This is a genomic window from Allobosea sp. TBD101, from assembly GCF_059817965.1.
On the sequence record NZ_CM187543.1, the window covers coordinates 3,796,825 to 3,821,867 of the forward strand.

Consider the following 25,043-nt stretch of genomic DNA (forward strand, 5'->3'; position numbering starts at 1 on the left):
TCACTCCGCCCCCTGGTAGCCTGTATTCAGGCTGCTGGCGCTGCCGTATGGATTAGCCTTGATGTCGATCCTCAGGGAAGGATGAGCTGAGAAGCTCATTATTCGCTTCAGTTGGGCGATCTTCGCCGCCGCCTCTGCGATCCCGCGATCTAGCTCCGCATTGAGGGAACTGACGAAATCCGCCCCCGCTGCGGTTCCTGCGGAGCCTAAATCGAGCTTTGGTGCTTCGAGCGTCTTGGCTGCCTTTCCCTTGCCGATCGTCAGCGGCAGATTGCCGAAGCTAGCGAGGCGATCGAGGCTCGAAATGCCACTCGAAGCGTCGCCTGCCCCCTTCGTCGCCTGGCTGACAATGCGCATGTTGTCGAACTCGCGGACCATACGATCCTGCCGCAGGCGCTCCCAGTCATGGAGGGCGGATTGGATGCGCTCTGCGTGGATATTGTCAGGGCCGGCGAGCAGGCTCTTTGCGGTCAGGGTGGTTGCACCCTGGAACAGTCCAGCTTCTTTCTGCAGGCCGTCTCTTGATGCCTTGCCGAGCTTCTGCCTGCGATATTCCGCTTCCGCGGCGCGCCGCACTTCCTCGTTCTCGGCATAGGCGACGACATAGGGCAGCGTCGAAGTGTCGTATTTCCCGCCAGAGATGTTCTTCAGGGTCTGGATGTCCTGAGCCTTCTTGTCGACCGGCGGAGAGGGCTCGGGAGGGAGTTTGCCCGCGATGCGAGCCGCTTCGGCGTCGACATCGCGCAGCTTATCCAGCCGGTTCGCGGCTTTCTCCGAAGCGTCGACAGACTGGTTGATCACATCAGCGAAGGCGCCGCCGACCTCCTTGAGACGATCGCCGACGCGCTTCATCACGACATCGATCGACTGCTGCGCGCGGTCGAGCCTGTTGAAATCCTTCTCCAGCGCGATGGTGAAGCCGTTGCGCACAGACCCCAAGGTCTTCGTCTTGTCGTTCGCGAGCGTCAGCAGCTTGACGATCCGATCATAGCCACCAGTCAGGCGAGCGATGTCGTCGGCATATTCCATGCCGAAAAGATCTTTCAGCACAGAGATGCGCTTAGTGCCTTCGAGCTTTTTGAGGGCTCCGAGCAGCTCCATGATCGCACCGGTCGCGTTCTTTTCGACGCTCTTCCGAAATTGCTTAGGCTTCAGGCCAGCCAGCTTCAGGGCGTCATCGAAATCGTCATCCGGAACGGCGATCTTGGTGAGCATGGCGTTGAGGCCTGTGCTCGCCACCTCAGTCCCGACACCAACCTCCTTCAGAGCCGCGCCGAAGGCGAGCATGTTCTCGGCCGATATGCCAAGAATCTTGCCGGCGCCGCCCACGCGTCGAAGTATCTCGATCAGGTCTTTCTCGCTCGATGCGGAGCTGTCGGCGACAGAGTTGATCGCGTCGCCGATCGCCTCGATGCGCTTCTGGTTCGCATCGTAGATGTTGCCGATCTCGGCGAGCGCCTGCCCGGTTTCGGCAGCGTTCGTACCCCAGGCGACGGTGGCCTTTGACGCATATTCCGTGAACTGACCAAGCTCGCGCGCTGGACGGCCGGCGAAGCCTGCAGCCGCATATAGCTGCGCCAACTCTTCCTTCGTCTTGCCCGTGGCACGAGCCAGGTCGAGCAGGAACTTCTCCTGCTCTTTCAGAGATTGCGAGCTGGCGTCGGTTGCGCGCTGTACGTTGTACATCTCGCGCTCCATCGAGACCGACGACTTGAAGGCGCGTCGGGCGATGTCCACGGCCGAGATGGCGCCGCCGAGCGCGCCCATGGCGCGCGCGGCTGTCGACGAGAACGCGGCCATGCTTGTCTTCTCACGAGCACGGAATTTGTCGAGCTCGCGCGCCGCGGCATTGAGGCCGGGGCGCAGCTTGTTTTGTGCCGTCAGGATGGCCTCGGCGCGAACCGCTACAACCATTGCTCACCTCACGTAGGCGGCCCAGCGGGCCAGACGGGGAAGGTCCATGCGTTCGATCTCCGAGGGGGCTACGCCGCCTGCGACGAGGGCGCGGATGCGGGCATCAACCGCTTCCGCGCGCTCGTAAAAAAACCGAGGACGACCTCTTCGATCAGCATCCCGAGCGCTGGATCGCGCTCGCGGCCGATGACATCGGCATCGTGATCGACCATGAGCCTGCCAATCCACTGCTGCAGCTTCTCGCGGTCGGTGTATGGCGTGGCCAGACCTGCCTCACCGAAGATGAGGGACCGTGGATCACCGACCTCCCAGATCTCGCGGACGCTCGGCGGCCGGATAGTCACATAAGGCCGCGCCTCACCACCGATCCCGACGATCGGGGCGGAGAAGAAAACGCGGACACAGCCATCGGGCTGGTCTTCGCTTCGCGGCGCGCGGGATTGTTCCATCATCGATAAGTCCTTTGCTGGATGACGCCGGAGGAATCGACCGGCAGGGTGGAGGGCGAGCGCAGGCGCGCGCCCGAACGGCGTGGGTCCTTCCGGGCCGCCCCGGCGCTGCGACGGGTCAACGGCGCGGGGTTTTCCCAGTGAGGCAGGTTTCCCGGACGGGTTGACAGGGTTGCCAGCGTTGACAACCGGCGACACCGCCAGAGCGTGTTCGGGCGCCCCGGGGCGTGTTCGGGGTGTTCGGTCAGGTTTGAACCGACCCGGCTAGCGAAATCGGGCGCCGCATCCACGTCGCAGGGTCGGGTGGCCCGGGAAGGACCCGCAGCCTGGCCGCGTCCAACCTGTCCAACCTCTGCAGAGGGCCGAAACAGAGGTTGGACGCGCCAAGTGGTTGATTTGATTAGCCGCGTCCAACCTGTCCAACCTGTCCAACCTAAAACAGAGGTATAGAAGAAATAGGAGGAACGACGGTCGCGCCGCATTACACGCGCGCGTGGGGGCGAAAAAGGTTGGACAGGTTGGACAGGTTGGACGCGGCCTTTGTTTCCAAAGGCTTGCGGCGTCCAACCTCTGATTTTCCGCCATCCCGAGGTTGGACGTGATGATGGGAGGTTGGACGCCAAGGGCTTATGTGCCATCGCTCGCCCCCTCCCCCGCGCTCTCATCGTCGGACCATGCGATCGGCTGGCCCACCAGCTCCTCGAAAGCCGCGCGACAGTCTTCGAGCGCAGGAACGATCCATGCGCGGAAGCGCTGGAAATCGCCGCCTTCGCCCCTCATGAGCTTCCGCGCCTCCCGCAATCCCGGGATCAGCTTGCGCAGCGCGATTCCAAGCTCAGTTTCGCCCGATCGATGCCGGATGCCGGTGCGATCACTGTCAGCCAGGTATTCCGCGAACAGATGCGTCTTCGCGATCTCCGCCTGCCAATCGCTGCCGCTGCGCACCATCGATCCCCGATGCAGGCAGTCCAGCCACCAGCGCTCGACGTGCTTCAGCGACCGGATCTTCTGCTCGAGGAGTGCCTCGGTCTTCGGGATCAGACGAAGGTTCACGCTCGATAGATCGAAGTCGAGCAGATCGGCCAGAAGCGCTTCGTATCCGCCGGCCTCAAGCTCCTCCTGCATCTCGGCGAAATAGCCGTGGTTATCCCTGGCAAGGTCCGAGATCGTGAAAACGGCGAAGCGGCGCTCCTCCTTGCCAGCCGGCACAACCCAGTCCTCATTCGAGGTCATGATCAGCCGGAGATAATTGTCGACCCGCACCGGATCGACGCCTTTCGCCTCGATCATCTGGGTTCCGGATGTCACGAGGCTTTTGAGGCGGCCTTCAGCAGCCTTATCGCCCGCCCACACGGCTTCTTCAGCCTGCATGAGCAGGCAGGCCGCCATATGCGCGTTGAATTGTCCGGTGATGTAGCGCGGGTCGTCGACAAGGAAATAGTGGTCAGCGATCAGCCGACCGATGACCTCACCGACCTTGGTCTTGCCCGTGCCCATACGGCCGCGAAACACGAGGGCCGTTCCGATCCGCTCGCGCGGCCGCTGCACCAGGTGCGCGAACCACCCGAATATCCATGTGAACAGGTCCTGATTGCCCGAGCAGACATTTGTCAGGAGGTGGTCGCGGAAAATCTTGTACTTGCCGGCGCCCTTCTTCGGCTCGACGGAAAAGCCACGCCAGAGGTTCAGATAGCCAGACGTTCCACCTGCATTGTGGCGATCCGGATGGAACTCGATGCCGTCGTATTGCCGGCGGGCGCTGGCGCGAAGCCACCGATCGGCCCAGGTGATCGTCCTGATCTTTCCGTCAGCGCCGGTTACTTGGGTGAATTTGTTTCCGAAATAGGCGCGGAAGGCATCGATCGCGAGAATGCGGACCCGATCTTCCGTTTTCGCCTGGGTCATCTCGCGGACGACTACGGCCTTCGAGCCCATCAGGACGAGGGCAAACTGCCGGTTCATCTCTTCGATGTCGAAGCCCCATTCCTGGGCTGCTGGAGCGGCCGACCCGGCTTCACTCTCTTCGTCCAGGCCTGGCAGATCGGGACCGCTCGCGGAGGTGGATTCCGCGCCGGCGATCAACGCGCGCAGCTCGTCAGCCGACAGGTCGCTCTTAGCGAGCGCTTCGTCGACCATATCTGCGGTAAGGGTGGGCGGGGCGTCGGCCATCTTAGCTCATGATGTTTCGGAGGAACCGTCCCTCGCTGCTTCAACCGGGAGTGACGGCCAAAGCAGCGAGGGTGGTTAGCGACGGGCGGTCTCCCGGCGCCCGCCATTCCGGCGACTAGGCGCCGGCGTTCCGATACGCCCCGCGGAAATCAACCGCGGAGAAGCCGACATCGTGCTCGACCTTCGCCCGCAGACCCTGCGCACTGAACGGTGTTTCGAAGGTCAGCCGCGGCGCGGTGTAACCGTCGAGCAGGCTGTAGATGAAGGTGGGTACCTTCTGCGGGTCCGCGAAGAGGTACCAGGCGTTGCCGGGGATCTCCGGCGAGATGATCTTCTCGAACGCGCCCGCGAACGGGTTGGCACTGGCAGCAGATTCCGGCGTGATCGAAGCAAGCAGCTGGTCGATCTCGGTCTCCTTGTCCGGCCCGCCCACGATGAACTTCGGCTCCGACTGGACAAAAAGCCCATCGAGCGATTTGCGCTTGCGCATCGCGGCCCGCCCCAGTGAGACACCGCTGCTGCTCACTGCCGCCGCGGCCCCGGCAAGGCTGCCATCCGTGGTGTTGAAGACGCCACGACCGGTCGCCTGCAGAAGCGGCCCGGCGCCTGCGCTTGAAAGAACCAGTGTCCAGAACAGGCGATCTTCGAAAGCAACCACGTTGCCCACTGAGTGATTCAGGACATCAGCAATCGCGCCCAGCTGATCGTTGACCAGCATTGCGCGAGAGAGGCTGATCCCGATGCCGTAGGCGGAAACCGCCATGTACTCGCGGCTCTCGGAGAAGGTGCCGTACTTGATCTCGCCGCCCTCGGGGTTCACCGGCTGCAGCGCAGGGAAGTCTCCAGGCCGGTAGTAGGGGGCAGGTCGGAAATCGGACACGTCGCGGCGACGGCAGAGCTGACGGTACGTTGGAAGCGCCGCGGCGTACCGGGCCGCCATATGACCGGCGGTGGCGGTTTCGAACATCAGTGGGAAGTCGCTGGTCGCGTGGAAAGCGCGACGGAGGATCTCCTCGCGGCCAGCCACGTCGTGCGGAATGCGACCACGGTGACCGAGAACCTCGGCAGCCATCTCGACGATCGGAAGACCGCGATAGCGGGCTGCTGAGGCCTCGAGGGGCGCTTCCTCGCCGGCAAGTGCACGCCGGATTTCGAGCGCCATGTCGCGGACGCGAGATTCGCCCTCGTCACGCTCGACGCGAACCGCGCTGAACGAAGGCGACTGACGGGCGAGAAGAGCTTCGTTCACGACGCTGCGGAACGCTTCGACAGTGGTGCCGTTCTCGACCGCCTCGTCGATACGAAGCTGATCCAAGCCGGCGCGGCGGCCAAGGTCTGCCAGCGTGCTGACGCGGGAACGCTCGGCGCGCTCCGCTCGCCGAGCGGTCGCGGACGCAGCCGTGTTGCTCTCCGACTGGCTTTCGAGGGTGAGGGTTTCGTCATCTTCGGGGGGCATGCGGGTTCCTTTCAGGGATCGGACAACTGCGGCCTTGTCGGCGGGGATCGCCACGAGCGAGATTTCGTAGAGCTCCCAGTCGACGGCCCGGATCGTGTCGGTGGCGGAGTTTGAATGGCGCTGGTTCCAGGAATTGACCCGGAAACCGATCGAAAATTGCGACAGCTCGCCGCGCGCGACCTGGCCCTCAGCCTTGCGGCCTTCATCCGTGTCGGCGAAGCGAAGCAGCGCGACGAGTTGCCCGTTCTTGAGGTTGACCTTGGCCACGGTTCCGATCGGGCGGTCGGGATCGTGGTTGAGCAGGAAAGCCATGCGGCCGCCGGTAGCCCGGCTGAGGTCGGCGGCATCGGCCGACATGACGAGAATTTCCCCAACGCCGAACCGCTTGATCGGCGTATCGGTGGCGACGACGGCCTCAACGGTGCGGGCGGCGGCGTCGTAGCTCGACGGGGCCGCGATCGCGCGAGGGTCCGGCGCCTTCAGGCGCGTCCTCATTTCATCGGGGGCGCGGGTGAGGATGGCGACGTTCATGCGGGCATCTCCACAACGAAAGGGCCGAGCAGCTCGTCGATCCTGGCGAGGCACTTCAGCGCCTCTGCGATCAGTTCGTTCGATCGCGCCATCTCGGCCAGGACAGCCGCCCGAGAATCATCGTCGACACCGGAGAGCGCCGTCGGAACAGTCGTGACGGTGAAGTGGGGCACGTCGATCACGAGCGCCGATGGCTGGCGCTGACCGAGATGCTTGCGGGGGAAGATGACAACGCTCATGCGCCGCTCCCCTCCACGTTATCATCGAGGAGATCCTCGATTTCGTCGACCGCATCGACGATCGCCGACATGGCCTCGAACTCAAGGACGTAGCGGCCGTGCTCGTCGAATTCCGCAACCTCCAGATCGAGGTGCTCGCGCAGCGTTGCGAGCGCAGATGCTGCGGGATGGCCTGCTGAGATGGGCATCTGCGTCAGCATCCGCGCTCAGCCCGACTTGCGACCGAAGATGATCGAGGTCAGTTGTGCCTCGAACTCATTCACCTGGCTCGAAAGGTTGTAATAGAAGCCGAAGTCCTTGAAGAACCCATCGCCGAGCGGGAGCGTGAACTCGCCACCGACCGAGGAGACGTTGGCGAAGCTTTCCGGCGTGTACCCGGGCCGGCAGAAGGCGAAGAGCGGGGACTGCGCGTAGTGCGCATGGCTCATCTCCAGCAGGCCCTGCCCGCGATGGATCGGAACGCCGTCCTCGACCGATTTGCCGCTCTTGTTGCAGCCGAGGGCGAAGAAGGCGGCGGACTTCACATCGAGACCGCGATTCACCAGGTCGGCGGTGATCTTCCACTGCAGCGCGTGGACGATGTCGCTATCAAAGCGGTCGGTATGGGCGTCGAGGAACGGCACGACCTCGCGAAAGCGCCACTGCCGTTGCTTGTCAGCGGAGACCCCCGACAGAGCGGCGATCTCCGCCGGCTTGAGATCGATGGTGACGCCGCGGTGGAGCTGTTCCCCGAAAACGTCGTTCCAAAAGCGGACCATGACTGCCTCTTGCATGGGGTTGATCTAAAAAGCGTTTTATCATGCAACGTTGTATTATGCAACGCGGCGATAGTTGCGCAAATTCAGATACTTATCCAGCATTGGCACCGCCTGTGGCGCTGCCGAAGATTTGATTGAGCTCGTCCTTGTCCGGAGGCGAGCCGGCGGCGATCTGACGAAGGACGAAGGCATTCCGGGCTTCGACCTCGGCCATCGTCACGGGCCGATGAGCGAATATCTCCGTGCGGATGGCCCAAGCGCGCCAACTGGCCGCGTCAGCCAATGCCTCGGCCGCCGTGAACCCGCAGGCGCGCTCGGCCTCGATGAGAGCCGCCTCCTGCCGCTCCAGTTCGGCGATGAGCGCATCGCGTCGCGCTTTGACTGCAGGCGCGAACTCCGCCTGCAGGCGATCCTTCTGCCAGGCATCAATCCGCCGATCGAAGGCATCATGCACCTGGCACGGGTATCTGAACCGTCGCGCGCCGTCCGATACGCCTACCGCGGGAAGCTGGGCCGCCGCGAAGATGCGGTCCGCTTCCGCAGAGAGGAAAGTGGCCTCCTCGTTCGCCATCTCCCAATCGGCAATCAGTTCGCCCATCCGGGAATACTCAGGGGACGCAGAGACAGCCGGAAAAGCGGCCGCGCTGGCCGCAACGGCTAGACATTCGCGGCGGCTGATCGCGTTAGCCTTCATGGCCGGCCTCCTCGCTGGCCGTCTCCGGAAACAGATCGGCCAATCGCTGGTAGACGTCCCGCCAAGGGTTTGTGGTCGGAGCCGCGAGATAATTGACGCCATCCCGTTCCGCATCGAGGCCGGCTGCGTCGATCATGACCGTTAGTGCGGACGACATGAGCCGCCGGATCGCCCGCTCGTCTTCGGGACGCGGCGTGTCCTCCATCGTGGTCCAGGCGAAAATCTTGACCGCTGCCGCGAGTTGAACCGCGGCGCCGCCGAGAGAACTCGCAGGCGCCGTGGCCAGCGCTCGGATCAAGGCCTCTTCCCGGTCGAAAGCGTGATCGAGGGCCATCTTGATCAGCCCTGCCCCAGCCGCGTTGGTGGCTTCCATCGCCGCGATCTCGTCTTCGGCGCGAAAGATGTCGTCGCCAGCACGGGCGATTGATCGTCCCAGGATGAGGTGGAAATCTTCGGTGTCTTCGGGCAAGCCGGTAGCGGCTGCCGCAACGCGTGCGCTGGGCATTGTCGTTCTCCGAGATGGGAAGAAGGTCAGTTGCTGGCGGGGGCGGGCTTGGCCGGCTGAGCGCTGGATGCCGCGAGCGCCGTCTCGAGATGGACGATCAGCTCTGCGTTCATGGAGCGGCGATTGGCGCGAGCCGCGACGGCCAGACGCTCGCGCATGCCATCCGGTAGTCTGACCATGAACTTGTCGGACTGACGACTTGTAGCTGTGCTCGACATGAATGCATTCCTTATGGCCTAGTGCCATAATGGCCTAGTGCCATATCAAGTCAAGCGAATATGGCACTAGGCCAGCATTTTCTTTTCTGGCCTAAGGCCATACGAATTGCTGATGCCGCAAGAGACCCCCAGTCGTGACCTCGATAAGGTCATTGTCCGCCTACCCGACGGCATGCGTGAGCAGCTGAAAGAGGCGGCAAAATTCGCCAAACGCAGCATGAATGCTGAGATCGTCGCTCGCTTGGCGGACAGCTTTGAGCCAGGCAAACAGCGCGAGCCGATCCTCTACGTGACCTCTCGGCAGGATCTATCCCCAGGCGCCCATGACCTCGGAGAGGCGATTGCTCGCCTTGAAGAGGTAACCGCCAAGCTCCGGGGCCAGATGCCGAAATCAAAAGACTGATGTCTGATGCCAGACGACCTCGCGGCGATGCTCTTCCGTCGAACCTTCCGCCTCGAGGGCTAAGCCGGGTGCAGGCGGCAGCCTATATCGGCGTCTCGCCTACCCTCTTCGACATCCTGGTGAACGACGGCCGGATGCCGCGCTCAAAGCAGATCAATACCCGTAAGGTGTGGGACCTGCGAAAGCTCGACCTTGCGTTCGAAGCCCTGCCGGAAGACGGACAGGACTCCACCGACGCACCCGCGCAGCGAATCCACTTCGCGGTGTGATTAGAGCGTTGAAGCGTCAACAGCAGCTCAATCGCAAAACTCCTTTCGTTCTGCTCTTGATCTTCCTATGTTCAGCAGGGACAGGAGATGAACCGCCCGCATTTTCAATCGCTTGAGGGCTGGGAACTTCGTTCACACGGGAGGGGTCACAGGTTCGATCCCTGTATCGCCCACCATTTTTCCGGAAATCACTCAGTCTTCTGACGCGGCAGCGCGCCAAGCCGTGCTGCGTCCGGCCTCACCCGGCCTTGTCCGGCGATGCCCGCTCCAACGCCGCCACAACCTCATCGACGCTCTCCTTCACGCCGAGAAGGAAATCCTTCCCGAAAGCGATGATCGTGTCAGCCGGCTGCCCCTTGAACTGATAGACCACGGCCACCTGCTCGGGATTGACGTAAACGGGCTTTCCGTCGGCCGGCGAGGTGAACTTGCAGAGCTTCGGCATGATCGGCTTCGGTCCTGTGCTGCGGGGGTCCTGTCGAAGGGAGCGCGGCATGGCCACCGGCGTGCCTTCAGGCTGCTCCAATACCGACCGATCTTCCGGAACGCAAAAGGCCCACCGGCACCTGCCGCATGCCCTGCCCCATACCGCAGGATGGCGTCACCGAGAGCACGGAGCGCGGCCAGCGCTGCCGGCGGCCGCTACTCGCTCGTCCGTCAGCGCAGTACGACCGCCGCCCCATCGGGCAACGGCGCGCCGCCCTTGCCGATCCGGGCGAGCTCCTCGCCGAAGCGAGCCGCAATCGCCAGCCGGAAATGCAGGGGGTCCCAATAATTGGCGTCCTGCGACGTGATCGGCGAGGCATGGGCGTAGTCGACGACGACAGCGCCATGGCGGCGAGCCAGGGCGGCGATCTGCGCCTTGCAGCTTGCATAGCGCTGCCAGCCGGCCGAGCCTTGGCGCGGATAGGCGGCCAGATGGGCGGGCGGCAGCACCAGCATCACCTGCGTCGCCTTCGGGAAGGCACTGATGCTGTCTTCCAGCCAGGACAGGGCCGGGAAGCGCCATGCTGCACTCTCGGCCGGCGTGACGACGGCTGGCGGAGACAGGGGCGCAAGGTCCGCGACCAGGCCGCCATGGCCCGCATAGATATGCCAGCGCGCCCGGGCGAGATCGTAGCTCGCCTCCGGCGGCGTGAAGACCTCGTAGCCGTCGCCGCGGATACGCTCGCGCGACCAGCCGAGCCGATGGGCCATGAGCCGGCCTGCGATCTCCAGATTGGTCAAGTTGAGCAGCTTCGGCCAGTCTCCCCAGCCGACCTCGCGGGAAAGCCAGGCCGGCACCGGCCGCGGTGTCAGGCGCTTGGCCTCATCGGTCGCATCAGCCTCGCACCAGGTCGTGTCGATACCCCAGATCAGGCGCTTGGGCGCGCGAACATGTTCCCGGAAGAGCCGCGCCATCTGCGTCTGCTCCCAGGGCGTCGCCGCATTCATCGCGAGGTTGACGAAGCGGGCGTCGAGGCCGCGCGAGAGAACCTCGGGGTCGAGCAGCCGCATCGTCGAGGTGCCGACCACCGCCGCGTCGAAACGCCCGGAGCGGACGAGTTGCGGATACATGAAGCGCTGGTTGATATCCATGATCGGCCGCGGCGCCTGGCCGGCATGGACGCGCATGCCGAAGGGGTCGAGCATCGCGACGAAGGCGAAGAGCAGGCCGGCGACGACCAGCGCCGACGCCAGGAACCATCGCGACCACTTGATCCAGGCCTTCGCCATTCCGGCCTTCCGCTCCGACGCCAGATCCAACAGAAGCGCGACCGACGACGAGCCGGCGGCTGTGCGGCGTCCTCTTCGCACAGGCCGGCGCCTCGTCACAACGCGAAAGGCACGGCCGCATGGCCGCAGGCCACCGAACATGGCAGAGAAGGTCGATGACGCCAGACCGTGTTCACCTCTCCATCAGCCTGCTGCAAGGGCTCGCGCTGCTGCTCGGCTTCGTGCTGCTTTCCTCAGCGGCGCGGGCGACCGAAGAGCCGATGCCGGCGTCATCCGGCATCCAGGACGCGCTGTGCCGATTGATCGACGACGCAGCAAAGGCGCAGGGCCTGCCCGCCGCCTTCCTGACCAGGCTGATCTTCCAGGAATCGAGCTTCCGCGCGGGCGTCACCAGCCCCGCCGGCGCGCAGGGCGTCGCCCAGTTCATGCCCGGCACCGCGCGCGAGCGCGGCCTCGTCGATCCGTTCGATCCCGAGCAGGCGGTGCCCAAGGCAGCGCATTTCCTGGCCGAGCTGCGCGACCGCTTCGGCAACTGGGGGCTCGCAGCCGCCGCCTATAATGGCGGGCCGAATCGCGTTGCCGGCTGGATCGCCGCACGAAAGGCCGGCCAGCCCCGCTTCCTGCCGAGCGAGACCGAGAACTACGTCTTCGCCATCACCGGCCGAACCGCCGAGGACTGGGCGGAGGAGGCCGTCGGCCGCGCCAATGGCGACGGGCGCTCGCCGCCGGTGCCGCCGGCGACGCGCGACGGCGATCCGCTGGCGAGCTGCGCGCCCACGCTCATGGCGATCCGGCAGGCGCGCCCTGCCCTGCCAGCGATCGCGGAAGCACCCTTCGCGCCCTGGGGCGTGCAGCTTGCCGGCAACTTCTCCAAGGCGCGCGCGCTCGCCACGTTCCAGCGGGCCGGCGCCCGCCATCGCGCGATCATCGGAGCACTGCCGCCAATGGTGATCGGGACGCGCCTGCGCAGTCGCGGCACCCGCGCCTTCTACCGGGTGCGCCTGCCCGCCGCGACGCGCGCCGAGGCGATCGCGCTCTGCCGGCGCATCCAGGCGGATCGCGGCGCCTGCGTCGTCTTGCGGAGCTGACGGCGATCCGGCGATGTTGCATGCGCGCAACGCAGCCCTGCAAAGCTCGATCGCTCCCGGCGATGTGATTGCGGCTGGATTGCACGACCCTGGGGAAGCTGACAGGACGTTCAGGAGACGTTGACTTTTCTGCGTCAATTTCGCGACCCAGCCGTCCCGATCCGCCCGAGGTTCCTCCGATGATCCGCTCCCTCCGCCCGGCCCTGCTCGCCAGCCTTGGCCTGCTTGCCCTGGGCTCCGCCGCACGAGCCGAAATCGACCCTCTGACCCGTCAGCCGCTGGTCCAGTACGTGGATCCGGCGAAGGCGCAGGCCACTGCCATCCCGCGCGAGGTCGTCGATTATCCGACGAAGCACAGGCCCGGCACGATCGTGATCGATTCGACCGAGCGGCGCCTCTATTTCGTGATGTCGGACGGCAAGGCGGTTCGCTACGGCGTCGGCGTCGGCCGCCCCGGCTTCGATTGGGCGGGCACCCAGACCATCTCGCGCAAGCAGGAATGGCCGACCTGGACGCCGCCGGCCCAGATGCTGAAGCGCCGCCCGGACCTGCCGCGCTTCATGCCGGGCGGCCCGGACAACCCGATGGGCGCGCGCGCGCTCTATCTCGGCTCGACCCTCTATCGCATCCACGGCTCGAACGAGCCGGAGACGATCGGCCAGGCGGTCTCCTCGGGCTGCATCCGCATGCTGAACGAGGACGTGATCGACCTCTACGAGCGCGCCAAGGTCGGCACCCGCGTCGTGGTTGCGCGCTGAGCGAAGCGCAGATTTCGATGGAAAGGCCGGCGGAAACGCCGGCCTTTTTCGTTGGGACTTAGCGCCGCCTTTCGCGCGACAGCCCCTTCTCGGCCAGCGCCGCGACATAAGCCCGCATCTTCTCCTCGCCCTGCTCGCCGAGCTCGCGCAGGTAGTCCCAGGCGTAGATGCCGGTCTCGTGCATATCGTCGAAGCCAAGCCTGACAGCGTAATGGCCGACCGGCTCGACCCTGAGGATCTCGACCTCGGCCTTGCCAGGCACGATCGTCTTCTGGCTGGGATGGTGGCCCTGGACCTCGGCCGAAGGGCTTTCGACGCGCAAAAGCTCGGCCGGCAGCGCGAAGCTCGCGCCGTCGTCGAAGGCGACATGCAGGGTCCGGCGGTCCTTGGAGAGGCGCAGTTCGGTCGGCCAGGATGACATGGGCGGTATTCGTCCTTCGCAGGCTGCCATCGGACGGACCGCCGCGCGTCCTATCGGGCGCGCGACGATCCGTCGATTTGTTATCGCATCGGATTAATCCGAAACGTGCATTCCACTTTTCGGTCCGATGCTAGCGCTTGACCTTCACGGGCGCAGTGCCAATGTCATGCTATAGCAATGTGAAGGCGCGCCCGCATCCTGCGCGGACCGGCCGCTCCACAATGCGGGAACGTGAGGCAGACGTGCTGCTCGACGACATGAAGCCGCTGACGCGGCCGCCCTTGGTCGACCCGTTCGGCCGCAAGATTTCCTATCTGCGCATCTCGGTGACGGATCGCTGCGATTTTCGCTGCGTCTACTGCATGTCCGAGGACATGAAGTTCCTGCCGCGCAAGGAATTGCTGACGCTGGAGGAGCTCGACCGGATCGCAAGCGCCTTCGTCGCGCGCGGCACCCGCAAACTGCGCCTGACCGGCGGCGAACCGCTGGTGCGCCGCGACATCATGAGCCTGTTCCGCTCGCTCTCGCGGCATCTCACCTCCGGCGCACTGGACGAGCTGACGCTGACCACCAACGGCTCGCTGCTGCATCGCTATGCCGCCGAGCTCGCCGGTTATGGCGTGCGCCGCATCAATGTATCGATCGACACGCTCGACCCCGACAAGTTCCGCGAGATCACCCGCCGGGGAGACCTCAAGGTGGTGCTCGACGGCGTCGAGGCGGCGCGCAAGGCCGGCATGCGGGTCAAGATCAACGCGGTCGCGCTGAAGGGCGTCAACGACGACGAGATCGAGCATCTGATGCTGTGGTCGCATGGGCTCGGCATGGACCTGACCCTGATCGAGGTCATGCCGATGGGCGAGATCGAGGTCGGCCGCGTCGACCAGTATCTGCCGCTCTCGGTGGTGCGCGGGCGCCTGATGGACAAGTACACGCTCGTCGACGACCCCTACCGAACCGGCGGGCCGGCGCGCTATGTCCGCGTCAAGGAGACCGGCGGGCTCGTCGGTTTCATCACGCCGCTGACCCATAATTTCTGCGAGAGCTGCAACCGCGTGCGCCTGACCTGCACCGGCACACTCTATATGTGCCTCGGCCAGGAAGACGCCGCCGATCTGCGCGCCCCGGTCCGGGCCTCGCAGGACGACGCCCTGCTTTTCCGCGCCATGGACGAGGCGATCGCCCGCAAGCCGAAGGGGCACGATTTCATCATCGACCGCCGCCATAACGGTCCTGCCGTCGGCCGGCACATGAGCGTCACCGGCGGCTGAGCCGGCCTCGAAGCCTGTCCCTCGCTTGACCCCTCGGCCGAATGCGGTCACCGTCCGGGCCGACGGGTGGAGTTGCATGCGGTCACAGTTCAAGGCGATGGCCCGCCGGATCAAGGCGGCCGCGAGCGCGATCGATGGTGCCGTGAGGCAGACCCATGCGGCGCGGCTCGCCATCATGGCCGCGAATCTGCGGCGCGCCCTGCCCCTGATCGCCATGCTGCTTCTCGCGACGCTGCTACTGTGCCTGTTCCTGGCCTGGTCCTCGGCGCGTGGGGTTTTCGCCGCGCTGTCGCCGGCCTCTCCAACGGGGATCATGGCTGGTATCGCGGCCATCGTCGCCGGGCTTGCCGTTCTCGAACTCTGCGCGGCCTTCGCCATCACCATCATGACCGCGGCCCTGCAACTCGCCTACGATACCGGCCGCCACTGCGTTCTGGCCTCGCTGGCGATCGCGAGCGCGCTCGGGCTGGCGTTGATGCTCTCGCATCTGGCTGTCGAGGGAATTCCAGCCCTTGCGGGTGTGGTCCTGCCCACCCTTGGCCTGTGCGGGCTCGTGGCGCTGACGATCTGGTTCAAGCGCGCCTATCTGCGCCCGGCCTATCCGGGCTTTCGCGACTTCTGGGCCGATATCGTCGAAGCCCGCCATTTCCTGATGCGAGCCGCCCATGGCGAATGACGACGGCGCAACCTCGCGGGTCGTCCGGATGACGCCCGCTCCGACAGCCCATCATCTGGCCGAGTCGGTCAAGGCCGGGCATCACGGCGCGAGCGACGCCGTCGAGAACCAGCCGCCGGCGCATGCGACGATGCTGTCGCAGACCGAGCAGACCCTGATCGCCCGGGCGCGCGAGCATTTCGCCACGCTGCGGCAAGAGGCGGCGGTGAGCCTCAACGCGATCCAGGCCGAGATCGTCAGCCGGCGGGAATTGTTCACGCAGCAGCGCTTCGAGCGCCGCGTGCGCGGCGTCGAGGCGACAATGCGCGCGATGCTGAGCAAGCATGGCGGCGAGCTGGAGCAGCGCGTCTATGACGCGCTCCGCGCCAAGCGCGAATACGCCTTCTTCAATTACGAGAACAAGCGCCGGGCCGATCCCAAGCTCGACAAGTGGCAGTTCATCCTCTTCTTCCTCGTCGTGCCGCTGGTGATCGAGAGCCTGCTCAACGGCAATTTCTTCGCCGAGGCCAGCGATTTCGGGCTCGTCGGCGGTGCTGCCACCGCCGTCATCATATCCGCGCTGAACGTCGCGCTCGGCTTCTTCATGGGGGTCGGGCCGGCGCGCTACTGCCAGCATGTGAAGAGCTCGCACCTGTTCTGGGCGCTGCCGGCCTATGCCGGGATGATCGGACTGATCGTGCTCTTCAATCTGGCCGTCGGGCATTACCGGGAGATGCTGATCGCCAACCCGGATGCGCGCTCCTTCCAGGTCATGCCGCGGATGATGGAGAACCCGTTCGCGATCTACGACATCAAGTCGGTCGCGCTGGTCATCATCGGCTGCCTCGTCGCCTTCGTCTCGGCGAGCAAGGGCTATACCGCCTTCGGCACCTATCCCGGCCACGCGACCGCCTATAAGCGCTGGCGCCAGCGCTGGAGCGCGGTCGAGGAGGAGCGGCGTCGGCTCGATGCCGAATTGCTGCCGGAGCTGGAGGCGATCCGTACGCAGGTCGACGGTTTTCGCGAGGATTGCCGCGACGAACTCGGCAAATTGCAAGGCGTGAAAGCTGCTGCCGAGAAGGCGCGCGACCTCTATCTCTCGCGTCTCGGCCAACTGCGCGCCGCCAAGGACGCCGCGATGATGCAGTATCGCGAGGCCAATCTCAGGGTCCGCACCGATCTCGCTCCGGCCTATTTCACGCAATCGCTCAACCTCGCCGAGATCGACCAGCCGGCGGAGCTGCCGGAATATGTCGCGGCCCGCCGCCAGATCGACGATTTCGAGCAGCAGCTCACCAGCATGCCGGCGCTGATCGAAGCCAAGCTCAAGGACCGGCTGGTGCTGCTGCGCGGCATCGACCTTGCCGGTGAGATCGAGCAAGTAAAGCTCCGCGCGGCGCAAGCCGGGCGCGAGGCCTTCGAGCAGGACGAAGCGGCCCAGAAGCAGGCGGCGGAGGACTTCGCCGCAATGAAGCGCTAATGAGCTGATCATGAAGACCGAGAACTGGGCGATCGTCGCCTCCGTGCTCGCCGGGCTTGGCCTTGTCGGCTTCTTCGCGGCGCCTTCCCTGCTGCGTGGCCCGCCACGCGACCAGGAGACGCTATGCCCGAAGACCGGGCCCGTCGGGCATACGCTGATCCTCGTCGACAAGAGCGACCCGTGGAGCGAAGTCCAGGCCAAGCGACTGAAGGCGCTGGTCAAGCAGGTCGGCGACGAGTTGCCGACCGACCGGATGCTGTCGATCTATGTCTTCAACGACGTGTTCGAGCCTGGTTTCCCCTCGCTCGTCTCGCTCTGCAATCCCGGCAAAACCGCGAGCGAATTGATCGGCAACCCGCGGCGTGAATACGTCAAATGGGTCGAGAAATTTGGCCGGCCGCTCGACGAGGCACTGACGGTGTTGACGCAGCCCGGCAAGGGCAACCAGTCGCCGATCGTCGAGGCGATCGGGGACGTCGCCTCACGCCGCGAGAACCGCGTCCCGACCGGGGACCGCAAGATCCTGCTCGTCTCCGACATGCTGCAGAACTCGAACCAGTTCACGATGTTCGGCAACGCGGCCGGTGCGCGCGATCCGGAGCGTTTGCGGCGCCTGCTCGGCAAGGTCTGGCAGGATTCGGGCGCGTCGGGCTGGGATCTGAGCGTGCATCAGGTCCAGGGCGTGTATGACGCGGCCAGGCTCGAACAGGCGGCGGTGCTTTGGAAAGGCGCTTTCCAGAAGCTCAATATCAGCGTGGGCTGGGACCGGCTGTAGGCGGGCGCTGTCATCCCGTGCGCGGTGCAGCGCGAAGCGGTGCGCCGCAGACACGGGACCGCATGACGTGAAGGTGCCTTTTCCGAAGGACGGTCCCGTGTCTGCGCAGCGGCATTCACATGCCGCAGCGCGCACGGGATGACACGCGTCAGAGCCGATACCCCATCCGGACGCCGCCCCAATGGCGGCCACGGACGCGCAGCGGCGCGTTGACCTCGCTCAGCAACTCGCTGCGGCCGTTCTCGATCTCATGCCGGCTGAGTTGGACGAGGAACGGCCGGATCGAACGCCCGGCGCTCAGACCGGCGCGGCTTTCGATGATGCGCCGGTTGCGGGCATAAGCCCCATTCCAGGCGGAGTCACCGGCGCGTTGCGGCAGGGACCATACAGGGTGATGGACCGGCACATAACCGTTGCGGTCACTCGGCAAGGCGAAGACCAGGCGCGGATCAGCCGCGAGCGTGCCAGCCAGCAACGGCGGCAGGACGGCTTCCAGCGCCGGCAGGCTGGGACTCAGATATTGCCTCGGCTCACTATCGAGCACCGGGACGTAACGGAGATCGAACAGATCATTCTCGGAGAGCAGGCCACGCTCGATCGCCTGCTCCATCGCGCCCGCAACCTCGCGCGCGAAATCCTGGGCTCGCTCGATCAGCGGGCGCCATGAGCGCTCGATCTCCTCGATCATGCCCGCGAGCTCGCCGCAGCCGGCGGCATCGCCGGCGAAGGCGAGATGCAGGCCGAGTTCGCTGGCACCCGTCATGCGACAAGGCAGCGGCGGCAGCCCCTCGATCGTGACCATGCCCACACTGCCGGTCGGCAGCCGTGCCAGCGGCGAGCCGGCCAGCAAGGCCCCGCCTCGGCCGAGATCGACCAGCCGACCGGGGACATCGACGCTGCCGATGACGAGATGCGCCTTGCGCGCCGTGGGGAAGCGATCGAAACGGCGCCGGTCCGCGAAGGCCGAATGGCGCAGCACGGGCTTGAAGCGCCTGAGCATGTTGCCGACGAGGCGGCTGCCCTTCTGCGTGGCCCGGCGGGCGCGCTCGTTCTCCGCAACCGTCTCATGCGCGATACGGTCGATCTCGTCGGCGCGACGCGCGACGCCCTCGACGAACAGCGCCGCCTCGTGTGCGTTGCGGGAGAGCTCTGCGGTCGAGCTCGCCTGTTCCTGGGAAGCACGCCCGATCGTCGCCATGATCGGATTGACGTCCCGCACGATCTGCAAGGTGTCGTTGACGATCCCGGTCGAACCCTGGGCGGCGCGGGTCAAACGATCGACTCGTTCACGGATATGGCCGACGGCTTCGCTGACCTCGACCGAAAGCGACTTCACCTCATGCGCGACGACGCCGAAGCCCCGCCCGGCCTCGCCGGCGCGAGCGGCCTCGATCGCCGCGTTGAGTGCGAGAAGGTTGGTCTGGCGGGCGATCTCCGCGATCGAATCGACGATACCCTTGATCTCACCGGTTGCAGTCGCCAGGCCATCCAGCATCAGCGCCGCCTCGCCGGCCCGCGACACGGCGGCGTCGAGTTTGTCACGGACATCGACCATGGCGCCATCGACCTGCTCGGCCGCCTGCGAGACCTGATGGGTCGCGGCGGCAAGAGCGGAGGCGTTCACGCTGGCGGCGCCGACGGCCATGCGCATGCTGCCGGCATTCTCGAGGATCGTGCGCGAACCGCTCTCGGATTCGGCCGAGCGTTCCTCGACCTCGCCCAGCTCCTTCGTCAGCTGCTGCATCGCGCGCAGGATGTCGCGCTCGATATCATCGACGGCGTCATGTGCGGCGGCGTCATAGGGCTGAATCGCGACCTGCCGGGGTGCAGCCTCCTCGACCGGCACCGGCGCCGCGGGGACTTCCTCCACCGCATGTCGAGCGCCTAGCCATCGTCGAATCCTGCCCTGCATCCCTACCCAATCTCCCCATAGGTCAAGCTCGCGTCCGGTTATGGTCCCCGCCCGTTAACAAAGGCTTCCACGCCGCCGCACGGCGCCCTTGCCGGAGACGCATTGGACCCCCGCTGCCGGCCCCTGTATGGCTGGAATTCACGCGCCATCAGGACAGGCAGCCATGAGCGAGCACAGCTATGACGTCATCGTCGCGGGCGTCGGCGCCATGGGGTCCGCCGCCTGCTGGCATCTGGCCCAGCGCGGGCTCAAGGTGCTCGGTCTCGAACGCTTCGATCTCGGCCATGCGATGGGCTCGTCCCACGGCCTGACCCGCATCATCCGCCTCGCCTATTTCGAGGGCTCGCACTACGTCCCCATCGTCAAGCGGGCGCATGAATTGTGGGCGCAGACCGGCGAACAGGCCGGCATGAAGCTGCTCCATGTCACGGGCTCGCTCGATCTCGCGCCCAAGGGCGGCGGACCGGTCGAATCCTCGCTGCAATCCTGCCTCGACCACGGGCTGACGCATGAAGTCCTGGAAGGTTCGGAGGTGACGCGCCGCTTCCCGGCTTTCCAGCTGCCGGAAGGGCATATCGGCCTGTGGCAGCCGGATGGCGGCTTCGTCGCCTCGGAGAAGGCGATCTATGCCCATGTCGGGCTGGCGCAGTCGCGTGGCGCCGAAATCCGCACCAACGAACCGCTGCTCGACTGGACGCCGACGGCGCAGGGCGGCGTGATCGTGCGCACCGAGCGCGGCACTTACTCCGCCGGGCGCCTCGTCATCACCTCCGGCGGCTGGATCGCCGACGCGGTGCCGGCACTGAGCCGGCAGGTCAACACGGTGAAGCAGGCGATCGGCTGGTTCACCACGCGCCGGCCGGAACTGTTCCGCGAAGGCGCCTTCCCGGTCTTCATCCTCAGCGTCGAGGAAGGCAATTTCTACGGCTTCCCGCTCTATGAGCATCCCGGCTTCAAGCTCGGCGGCCCGCATTTCGGCCGCGAGCCGATGGACCCGCGCGACCCCGACCGCACGCCGAGCGCAACCCAAGTCGCGCGCATCCGCGAATGCCTGGCGCGCTACATCCCCGATGCCGCCGGCGAGCCGCTGACGGTGAAGGGCTGCATCTACACCGTCTCGCCGGACGAGGGTTTCATCATCGACACGGTGCCGGGCGTGCCGCAGGCCGTCTTCGCTTCGGCCTGCTCGGGCCATGGCTTCAAGTTCGCGAGCGCAATCGGCGAGATCCTCGCCGACCTGTCGACCGTCGGACAGTCGCCGTTCGACCTGAAACCGTTCTCCCTGTCACGCCTGCCGGCCTGAAGCCTTCCGAACTGGATTCCATCCCTTGGCCAGCGCAGCCGAAAACCGCCGCGGCATCATCTTCATGCTCGCGGCGATGTCACTTTTCGTCATCAACGACGTGTTCATGAAGCTCGCGCGCGAGGCTTACCCGGCCGGGCAGTCGATCGCGCTCAGGGCCGGCATCGCGGTCGTGATCGGCTTCGCGCTCGTCTTCCTCGCCCGCGAGGGCGATCGCCTGCGCCTGGCGTTCCGCCCCCGCGTGCTGCAGCGCGGCATTATCGAGGCCTTCGGCGCGCTGACTTTCGGCTGGTCGCTCGGCCTCATGCCGCTCGCCAATCTCACCGCGATCAACATGGCCTCGCCGCTGCTCATCGTCGCGCTGGCGGTTCTGCTGGGCATGGAGCGCGTCGGCTGGCGGCGGGTGGTGGCGTTGGCCGTCGGCTTCGTCGGCGTGCTGTTCGTGGTGCGCCCGGGCGCCGAATCCTTCAACGCCGCCGCCATCGTCGCCGTCATCAGCGCCATCCTCGTCGCCGGCCGGGACCTGACGACCCGCACCATCGGCGACGACGTGCCCTCGACGGTGGTATCGCTGACCACGACCGTCCTCGTCGGCATCGTCGCCGTCGCCTACGGCTTCACCGAGGAGTGGCTGCCGATCTGGCGCGTGGAGACCATCTATGTCGCGCTCGCCGCCGTCCTGGTCACAGCCGGCACCTTCTTCATCATCAGCGCCTTCCGGCGCACCGATGTCGGCGTGATCTCGCAGTATCGCTACGCCATCGTCGTCTTCGCGACCGTGCTGGGCTATGCCGTCTGGGGCGACGTGCCGGATCTCTACGCCCTCATCGGCGTCGCACTGATCGTCGGCAGCGGGCTCTACACCATGCATCGCCAGCGCGTGCGGCCCGATTCCAACCTGAAACTCACGCGGAAGCGGCCAGCATGACGGCTGCGGTCAAGCCCACGCTTGCGATCCTCGTCGCGATCTCGGCGCTGCAGCCGATCGCGCTCAACCTGCTCGCACCAGCGACGCCCGCGCTCGCCCGGCATTTTTCTTCGAACTACGCGACGATCCAGCTCACGCTGACGCTGTTCCTCGTCGCGGTCGCCGTGACCCAGCTCATCATCGGACCGCTATCCGACCGCTTCGGGCGCCGCCCCTGCGTCAATGCTGGTGTCGTCCTGTTCGCGCTCGGCTCCGTACTCGGAGCGCTGGCCCCCACGACGCATGTCCTGCTGATCGCGCGGGTGCTGGAAGGGGCCGGCGGCGGCGCGGTCTTCGCGCTATCGCGCGCGATCATCCGCGACACCGCCGACCGCGACAACGCCGCGAGCCAGATCGCCACCGTCACCATGGTGATGGTGGTGGCGCCGATGCTCGCGCCCTGGCTCGGCGGCCAGATCGAGACCGCCTTCGGCTGGCGCGCGATCTTCTGGTTCATGACCCTGTTCGGCGCGGCCGTGCTTGTCTTCACGCTTGCGCGCCTGCCGGAGACCGCGCCCAATCTCGGCCGGCAGAGCTCGCTGCTCGGCGTCTTCCGCGTCTTTCCGGAACTGGTGCGCAACCGCGACTTCATGCTGAACGTCATGGTGGGATCATCGGCCTCGTCGGCCTTCTTCGTCTTCATCGCGGCGACGCCCTATATCATCGTCGAGACGATGGGGCGCGGCTCCGACGTCTACGGCACCTATTTCATCCTGAACGCGCTCGGCTACATGATCGGCAACTTCGCGATGTCGCGGCTGGCGGTGCGCATGGGCACGCAGACGATGGTGCGGCGCGGCCTGATGATCTCCTTCGTCGGAACCGCGATAGCGCTCGCCCTGTCGCTCTCGCCCTGGTGGTCGCCGTTGGCACTGTTCCTGCCGCTGGCCCTGAACGCGGTCGGCAACGGCATGACGATCCCCGGCGCGACGGCCGAGGCCCTTTCGGCCCGGCCGGAGCTGGCGGGCTCGGCGGCCGGGTTATTGGGCGCGACCCAGCTCGGCTTCAGCGCAGCGCTCACCGTCTTGATCAGTTGGCTCGTGACGCTGTGGCCGCAATCGATGAACCTGTTCGTCTGGCTTCTGACGACGACCGGGTTGGCCGCCGTCACGTTCGTGCGGAAACGGCCTCAGGCCACTTGAGCGACCACCGCGGCAAGCCGTCGGCGCCACCCTTTGTCATTCCGGGGCTTCGCGGAGCGAAGAACCCGGAACCCACGACCGGGTGAGCCGCTTGCAATCGAACACCTGATGTCTCACCCAGTCGTGGGTTCCGGGTTCGCGCCTGCGGCGCGCCCCGGAATGACAAAGGCGGTTCTGCCTAAGGCAAAGGGACGCCCTCAGCCTTCGAGACGAGCGATCAGGCTCGACGTATCCCAGCGATTGCCGCCCATCTTCTGGACTTCGGCATAGAACTGGTCGACCAGCGCGGTGACCGGCAGCTGCGCGCCGTTGCGGCGGGCCTCGTCGAGCACGATGCCGAGATCCTTGCGCATCCAGTCGACGGCGAAGCCGAAATCGAACTTGTTCTGGTTCATCGTCTTGCCGCGGTTCTCCATCTGCCAGGAGCCGGCGGCGCCCTTGGAGATGACCTCCAGCATGGTCTCGACATCGAGCCCGGCGCGCTTGGCGAAATGGACGCCTTCCGACAAGCCCTGGACGAGGCCGGCAATGCAGATCTGGTTGACCATCTTGGTGAGCTGGCCGGAACCGGCCGGGCCCATCAGCTTGCACATGCGCGCGAAGCTCGCGATCACCGGCTCGACGCGGGCATAGGTCTCGGGCTCGCCGCCGCACATCACGGTCAGCACGCCGTTCTCGGCGCCGGCCTGCCCGCCCGAGACCGGCGCGTCGACGAAGCCGAAGCCGCCCTGCTTCGCGGCCTCGTAAAGCTCGCGCGCGACATTGGCGGAGGCCGTGGTGTGGTCGACGAAGACCGCGCCCTTCTCCATGCCGGCAAAGGCTCCGTTCTCGCCCGTCGTCACCGAGCGCAGGTCGTCGTCATTGCCGACGCAGCAGAAGACGATCTCCTGCCCCCTGGCGGCCTCGGCCGGGGTCGGCGCCGAGAGCCCGCCATGGCGGGAGACCCAATCCTGCGCCTTCGTCGGGTTGCGGTTGTAGACGGTGACCTCATGACCCTTGGCCTTGAGATGGCCGGCCATGGGGAACCCCATCACGCCGAGACCGATGAATGCGACTTTGGCCATGCCGAACTCCCGCTTTTCTTCAAAGATAATCCCGCTTTAGCGTGCACGCGCCGGGCGGGGAAGGCGATTGCACGCCATTCGCCCATGCGGCTTTTCCCTTGCGGGCGCGAGGCGCGCGGCTTAGCTCCGGTTCATGACCATATCCAACGACGACGAATTGCAGGCGCTGAAGGAGATCGGCGGCATCGTGGCCCGCGCACTCGCGGCCATGGGCAAGGCGATCGAGCCCGGCATGACCACCGCCGAACTCGACACGATCGGCCGCGACTATCTCGAACACCATGGCGCGCGCCCTGCCCCGGAGCTCGCCTATGAATTCCCCGGCGCGGCCTGCATCAGCATCAACGAGGAGATCGCCCACGGCATTCCCGGCGAGCGGCGCATCCTGGCGGGCGATCTCGTCAATATCGACGTCTCCGCCGAGAAGAACGGCTTCTTCGCCGATACCGGCGCGTCCTTCGCCGTGCCGCCGATCAGGCCGAAGCTGGAGCGGCTCTGCCGCGACGGCCGCCGCGCGCTCTGGGCCGGCATCGGGCAGGTCGGCGCCGGCAAGCCGCTGGCCGGAATCGGGCAGGCCATCGGGCGCTTCGCCGACAAGAACGGCTATACGCTGGTGCGCAATCTCGCGAGCCACGGCGTCGGCCGTTCGCTCCACGAGGAACCCAAGGAGATCGCGACCTGGCCGGATCGCAGCGAACGCCGGACCATGACGAACGGGCTCGTCTTCACCGTCGAGCCGTTCCTGTCGCTGGGCGCAGACTGGGCGGAGAACGCAGACGGTGATCGCTGGACGCTCTACAGCGATCCGTGCGCGCCCACCGTCCAGTACGAGCACACCGTCGTCGCCACCCCACGGGGCGCGGTGGTGCTGACCCTGCCGGGCTGA

The 25,043-nt window shown here is 65.9% G+C and carries 27 protein-coding genes; 12 read left to right on the forward strand and 15 right to left on the reverse strand.

Annotated features, from left to right (window positions below):
* From AC6RIC_RS18465 to AC6RIC_RS18510, 10 genes are all read right to left on the reverse strand, one after another.
* Complete coding sequence (locus AC6RIC_RS18465) at window positions 1-1,914, reverse strand: phage tail tape measure protein (protein ID WP_499733414.1); 1,914 nt, start codon at window positions 1,912-1,914, stop codon at window positions 1-3.
* A 68-nt stretch (window positions 1,915-1,982) separates the two neighbouring features.
* Complete coding sequence (locus AC6RIC_RS18470; RefSeq protein WP_293795058.1) at window positions 1,983-2,366, reverse strand: hypothetical protein; 384 nt, start codon at window positions 2,364-2,366, stop codon at window positions 1,983-1,985.
* Between the two features lie 624 nt (window positions 2,367-2,990).
* Window positions 2,991-4,532 (reverse strand): DUF5906 domain-containing protein, encoded by a 1,542-nt coding sequence (locus tag AC6RIC_RS18475; RefSeq protein WP_499733415.1) that lies wholly within the window; start codon window positions 4,530-4,532, stop codon window positions 2,991-2,993.
* Between the two features lie 115 nt (window positions 4,533-4,647).
* Window positions 4,648-6,519, reverse strand: a complete 1,872-nt coding sequence (locus tag AC6RIC_RS18480; RefSeq protein WP_499733416.1) for a phage major capsid protein — start codon at window positions 6,517-6,519, stop codon at window positions 4,648-4,650.
* Entirely contained in the window at window positions 6,516-6,758 is a 243-nt protein-coding gene (locus tag AC6RIC_RS18485; protein ID WP_499733417.1) for a hypothetical protein, read from the reverse strand. Before AC6RIC_RS18485 ends, AC6RIC_RS18480 begins: the two co-directional genes overlap by 4 nt.
* Window positions 6,755-6,958 carry a hypothetical protein gene (locus AC6RIC_RS18490; RefSeq protein WP_499733418.1) on the reverse strand — a complete coding sequence of 68 codons (204 nt, stop codon included), beginning with the start codon at window positions 6,956-6,958 and terminating at the stop codon, window positions 6,755-6,757. The genes AC6RIC_RS18485 and AC6RIC_RS18490 overlap by 4 nt, the downstream gene beginning before the upstream one ends.
* A gap of 6 nt (window positions 6,959-6,964) precedes the next feature.
* Window positions 6,965-7,516: a hypothetical protein gene (locus AC6RIC_RS18495; RefSeq protein ID WP_499733419.1), complete on the reverse strand. Its 552-nt coding sequence runs from the start codon at window positions 7,514-7,516 to the stop codon at window positions 6,965-6,967.
* 91 nt (window positions 7,517-7,607) lie between these two features.
* Complete coding sequence (locus tag AC6RIC_RS18500) at window positions 7,608-8,210, reverse strand: hypothetical protein (RefSeq protein ID WP_499733420.1); 603 nt, start codon at window positions 8,208-8,210, stop codon at window positions 7,608-7,610.
* A complete protein-coding gene (locus AC6RIC_RS18505) occupies window positions 8,200-8,715 on the reverse strand; it encodes a hypothetical protein (protein WP_499733421.1) in 516 nt (171 codons plus the stop codon). The genes AC6RIC_RS18500 and AC6RIC_RS18505 overlap by 11 nt, the downstream gene beginning before the upstream one ends.
* Before the next feature lie 26 nt (window positions 8,716-8,741).
* The gene (locus tag AC6RIC_RS18510) at window positions 8,742-8,933 is read right to left on the reverse strand and encodes an Arc family DNA-binding protein (protein WP_499733422.1); all 192 of its coding nucleotides are present in this window, start codon (window positions 8,931-8,933) and stop codon (window positions 8,742-8,744) included.
* A 112-nt stretch (window positions 8,934-9,045) separates the two neighbouring features.
* Here AC6RIC_RS18510 and AC6RIC_RS18515 point away from each other — a divergent pair, with 112 nt between their 5' ends.
* Both AC6RIC_RS18515 and AC6RIC_RS18520 read left to right on the forward strand, forming a co-directional pair.
* Window positions 9,046-9,336 (forward strand): Arc family DNA-binding protein, encoded by a 291-nt coding sequence (locus AC6RIC_RS18515; RefSeq protein WP_499733423.1) that lies wholly within the window; start codon window positions 9,046-9,048, stop codon window positions 9,334-9,336.
* Between the two features lie 68 nt (window positions 9,337-9,404).
* Window positions 9,405-9,605 (forward strand): hypothetical protein, encoded by a 201-nt coding sequence (locus AC6RIC_RS18520; RefSeq protein ID WP_499733424.1) that lies wholly within the window; start codon window positions 9,405-9,407, stop codon window positions 9,603-9,605.
* Window positions 9,606-9,843: 238 nt separating this feature from the next.
* On the opposite strand, the gene AC6RIC_RS18525 is transcribed toward AC6RIC_RS18520, so the two are convergent.
* Window positions 9,844-10,050, reverse strand: a complete 207-nt coding sequence (locus AC6RIC_RS18525; protein ID WP_454657594.1) for a hypothetical protein — start codon at window positions 10,048-10,050, stop codon at window positions 9,844-9,846.
* A 212-nt stretch (window positions 10,051-10,262) separates the two neighbouring features.
* Window positions 10,263-11,321: a hypothetical protein gene (locus AC6RIC_RS18530; protein WP_499733425.1), complete on the reverse strand. Its 1,059-nt coding sequence runs from the start codon at window positions 11,319-11,321 to the stop codon at window positions 10,263-10,265.
* A gap of 155 nt (window positions 11,322-11,476) precedes the next feature.
* Here AC6RIC_RS18530 and AC6RIC_RS18535 point away from each other — a divergent pair, with 155 nt between their 5' ends.
* Both AC6RIC_RS18535 and AC6RIC_RS18540 read left to right on the forward strand, forming a co-directional pair.
* Window positions 11,477-12,409 (forward strand): lytic transglycosylase domain-containing protein, encoded by a 933-nt coding sequence (locus AC6RIC_RS18535; protein WP_499733426.1) that lies wholly within the window; start codon window positions 11,477-11,479, stop codon window positions 12,407-12,409.
* A 179-nt stretch (window positions 12,410-12,588) separates the two neighbouring features.
* Window positions 12,589-13,167, forward strand: a complete 579-nt coding sequence (locus tag AC6RIC_RS18540; protein WP_454657597.1) for a L,D-transpeptidase — start codon at window positions 12,589-12,591, stop codon at window positions 13,165-13,167.
* Between the two features lie 58 nt (window positions 13,168-13,225).
* Here AC6RIC_RS18540 and AC6RIC_RS18545 read toward each other — a convergent pair whose 3' ends face one another.
* On the reverse strand, window positions 13,226-13,588 hold the full coding sequence (locus AC6RIC_RS18545) for a gamma-butyrobetaine hydroxylase family protein (RefSeq protein WP_454657598.1): 363 nt from the start codon (window positions 13,586-13,588) through the stop codon (window positions 13,226-13,228).
* A 257-nt stretch (window positions 13,589-13,845) separates the two neighbouring features.
* Here AC6RIC_RS18545 and moaA point away from each other — a divergent pair, with 257 nt between their 5' ends.
* The 4 genes from moaA to AC6RIC_RS18565 all read left to right on the forward strand — a co-directional run bounded on the left by moaA (window position 13,846) and on the right by AC6RIC_RS18565 (window position 17,769).
* Window positions 13,846-14,859 (forward strand): GTP 3',8-cyclase MoaA, encoded by a 1,014-nt coding sequence (gene moaA, locus AC6RIC_RS18550; RefSeq protein WP_454659017.1) that lies wholly within the window; start codon window positions 13,846-13,848, stop codon window positions 14,857-14,859.
* A gap of 76 nt (window positions 14,860-14,935) precedes the next feature.
* Window positions 14,936-15,535, forward strand: coding sequence for a hypothetical protein (locus AC6RIC_RS18555; RefSeq protein ID WP_499733427.1), 600 nt, complete (start codon window positions 14,936-14,938; stop codon window positions 15,533-15,535).
* Complete coding sequence (locus AC6RIC_RS18560; protein WP_499733428.1) at window positions 15,525-16,994, forward strand: hypothetical protein; 1,470 nt, start codon at window positions 15,525-15,527, stop codon at window positions 16,992-16,994. Before AC6RIC_RS18555 ends, AC6RIC_RS18560 begins: the two co-directional genes overlap by 11 nt.
* 10 nt (window positions 16,995-17,004) lie before the next feature.
* Window positions 17,005-17,769, forward strand: a complete 765-nt coding sequence (locus AC6RIC_RS18565; protein WP_499733429.1) for a hypothetical protein — start codon at window positions 17,005-17,007, stop codon at window positions 17,767-17,769.
* A 148-nt stretch (window positions 17,770-17,917) separates the two neighbouring features.
* On the opposite strand, the gene AC6RIC_RS18570 is transcribed toward AC6RIC_RS18565, so the two are convergent.
* The gene (locus tag AC6RIC_RS18570; RefSeq protein ID WP_499733430.1) at window positions 17,918-19,639 is read right to left on the reverse strand and encodes a methyl-accepting chemotaxis protein; all 1,722 of its coding nucleotides are present in this window, start codon (window positions 19,637-19,639) and stop codon (window positions 17,918-17,920) included.
* Window positions 19,640-19,844: 205 nt separating this feature from the next.
* Between AC6RIC_RS18570 and solA the strand changes: the two genes are divergently transcribed.
* From solA to AC6RIC_RS18585, 3 genes are read left to right on the forward strand one after another with little or no spacing between them, the layout of a single operon-like run.
* Window positions 19,845-20,984, forward strand: coding sequence for an N-methyl-L-tryptophan oxidase (gene solA, locus AC6RIC_RS18575; protein ID WP_499733431.1), 1,140 nt, complete (start codon window positions 19,845-19,847; stop codon window positions 20,982-20,984).
* A 25-nt stretch (window positions 20,985-21,009) separates the two neighbouring features.
* Window positions 21,010-21,912 (forward strand): DMT family transporter, encoded by a 903-nt coding sequence (locus tag AC6RIC_RS18580; RefSeq protein ID WP_499733432.1) that lies wholly within the window; start codon window positions 21,010-21,012, stop codon window positions 21,910-21,912.
* Window positions 21,909-23,093, forward strand: coding sequence for a multidrug effflux MFS transporter (locus AC6RIC_RS18585; protein WP_499733433.1), 1,185 nt, complete (start codon window positions 21,909-21,911; stop codon window positions 23,091-23,093). The genes AC6RIC_RS18580 and AC6RIC_RS18585 overlap by 4 nt, the downstream gene beginning before the upstream one ends.
* Window positions 23,094-23,290: 197 nt before the next feature.
* Here the strand turns inward: AC6RIC_RS18585 and AC6RIC_RS18590 are convergent, their stop codons facing one another.
* Entirely contained in the window at window positions 23,291-24,157 is an 867-nt protein-coding gene (locus AC6RIC_RS18590; RefSeq protein WP_499733434.1) for an NAD(P)-dependent oxidoreductase, read from the reverse strand.
* 133 nt (window positions 24,158-24,290) lie between these two features.
* On the opposite strand from AC6RIC_RS18590, the gene map reads away from it, so the two are divergent.
* Entirely contained in the window at window positions 24,291-25,043 is a 753-nt protein-coding gene (gene map / locus AC6RIC_RS18595; protein WP_499733435.1) for a type I methionyl aminopeptidase, read from the forward strand.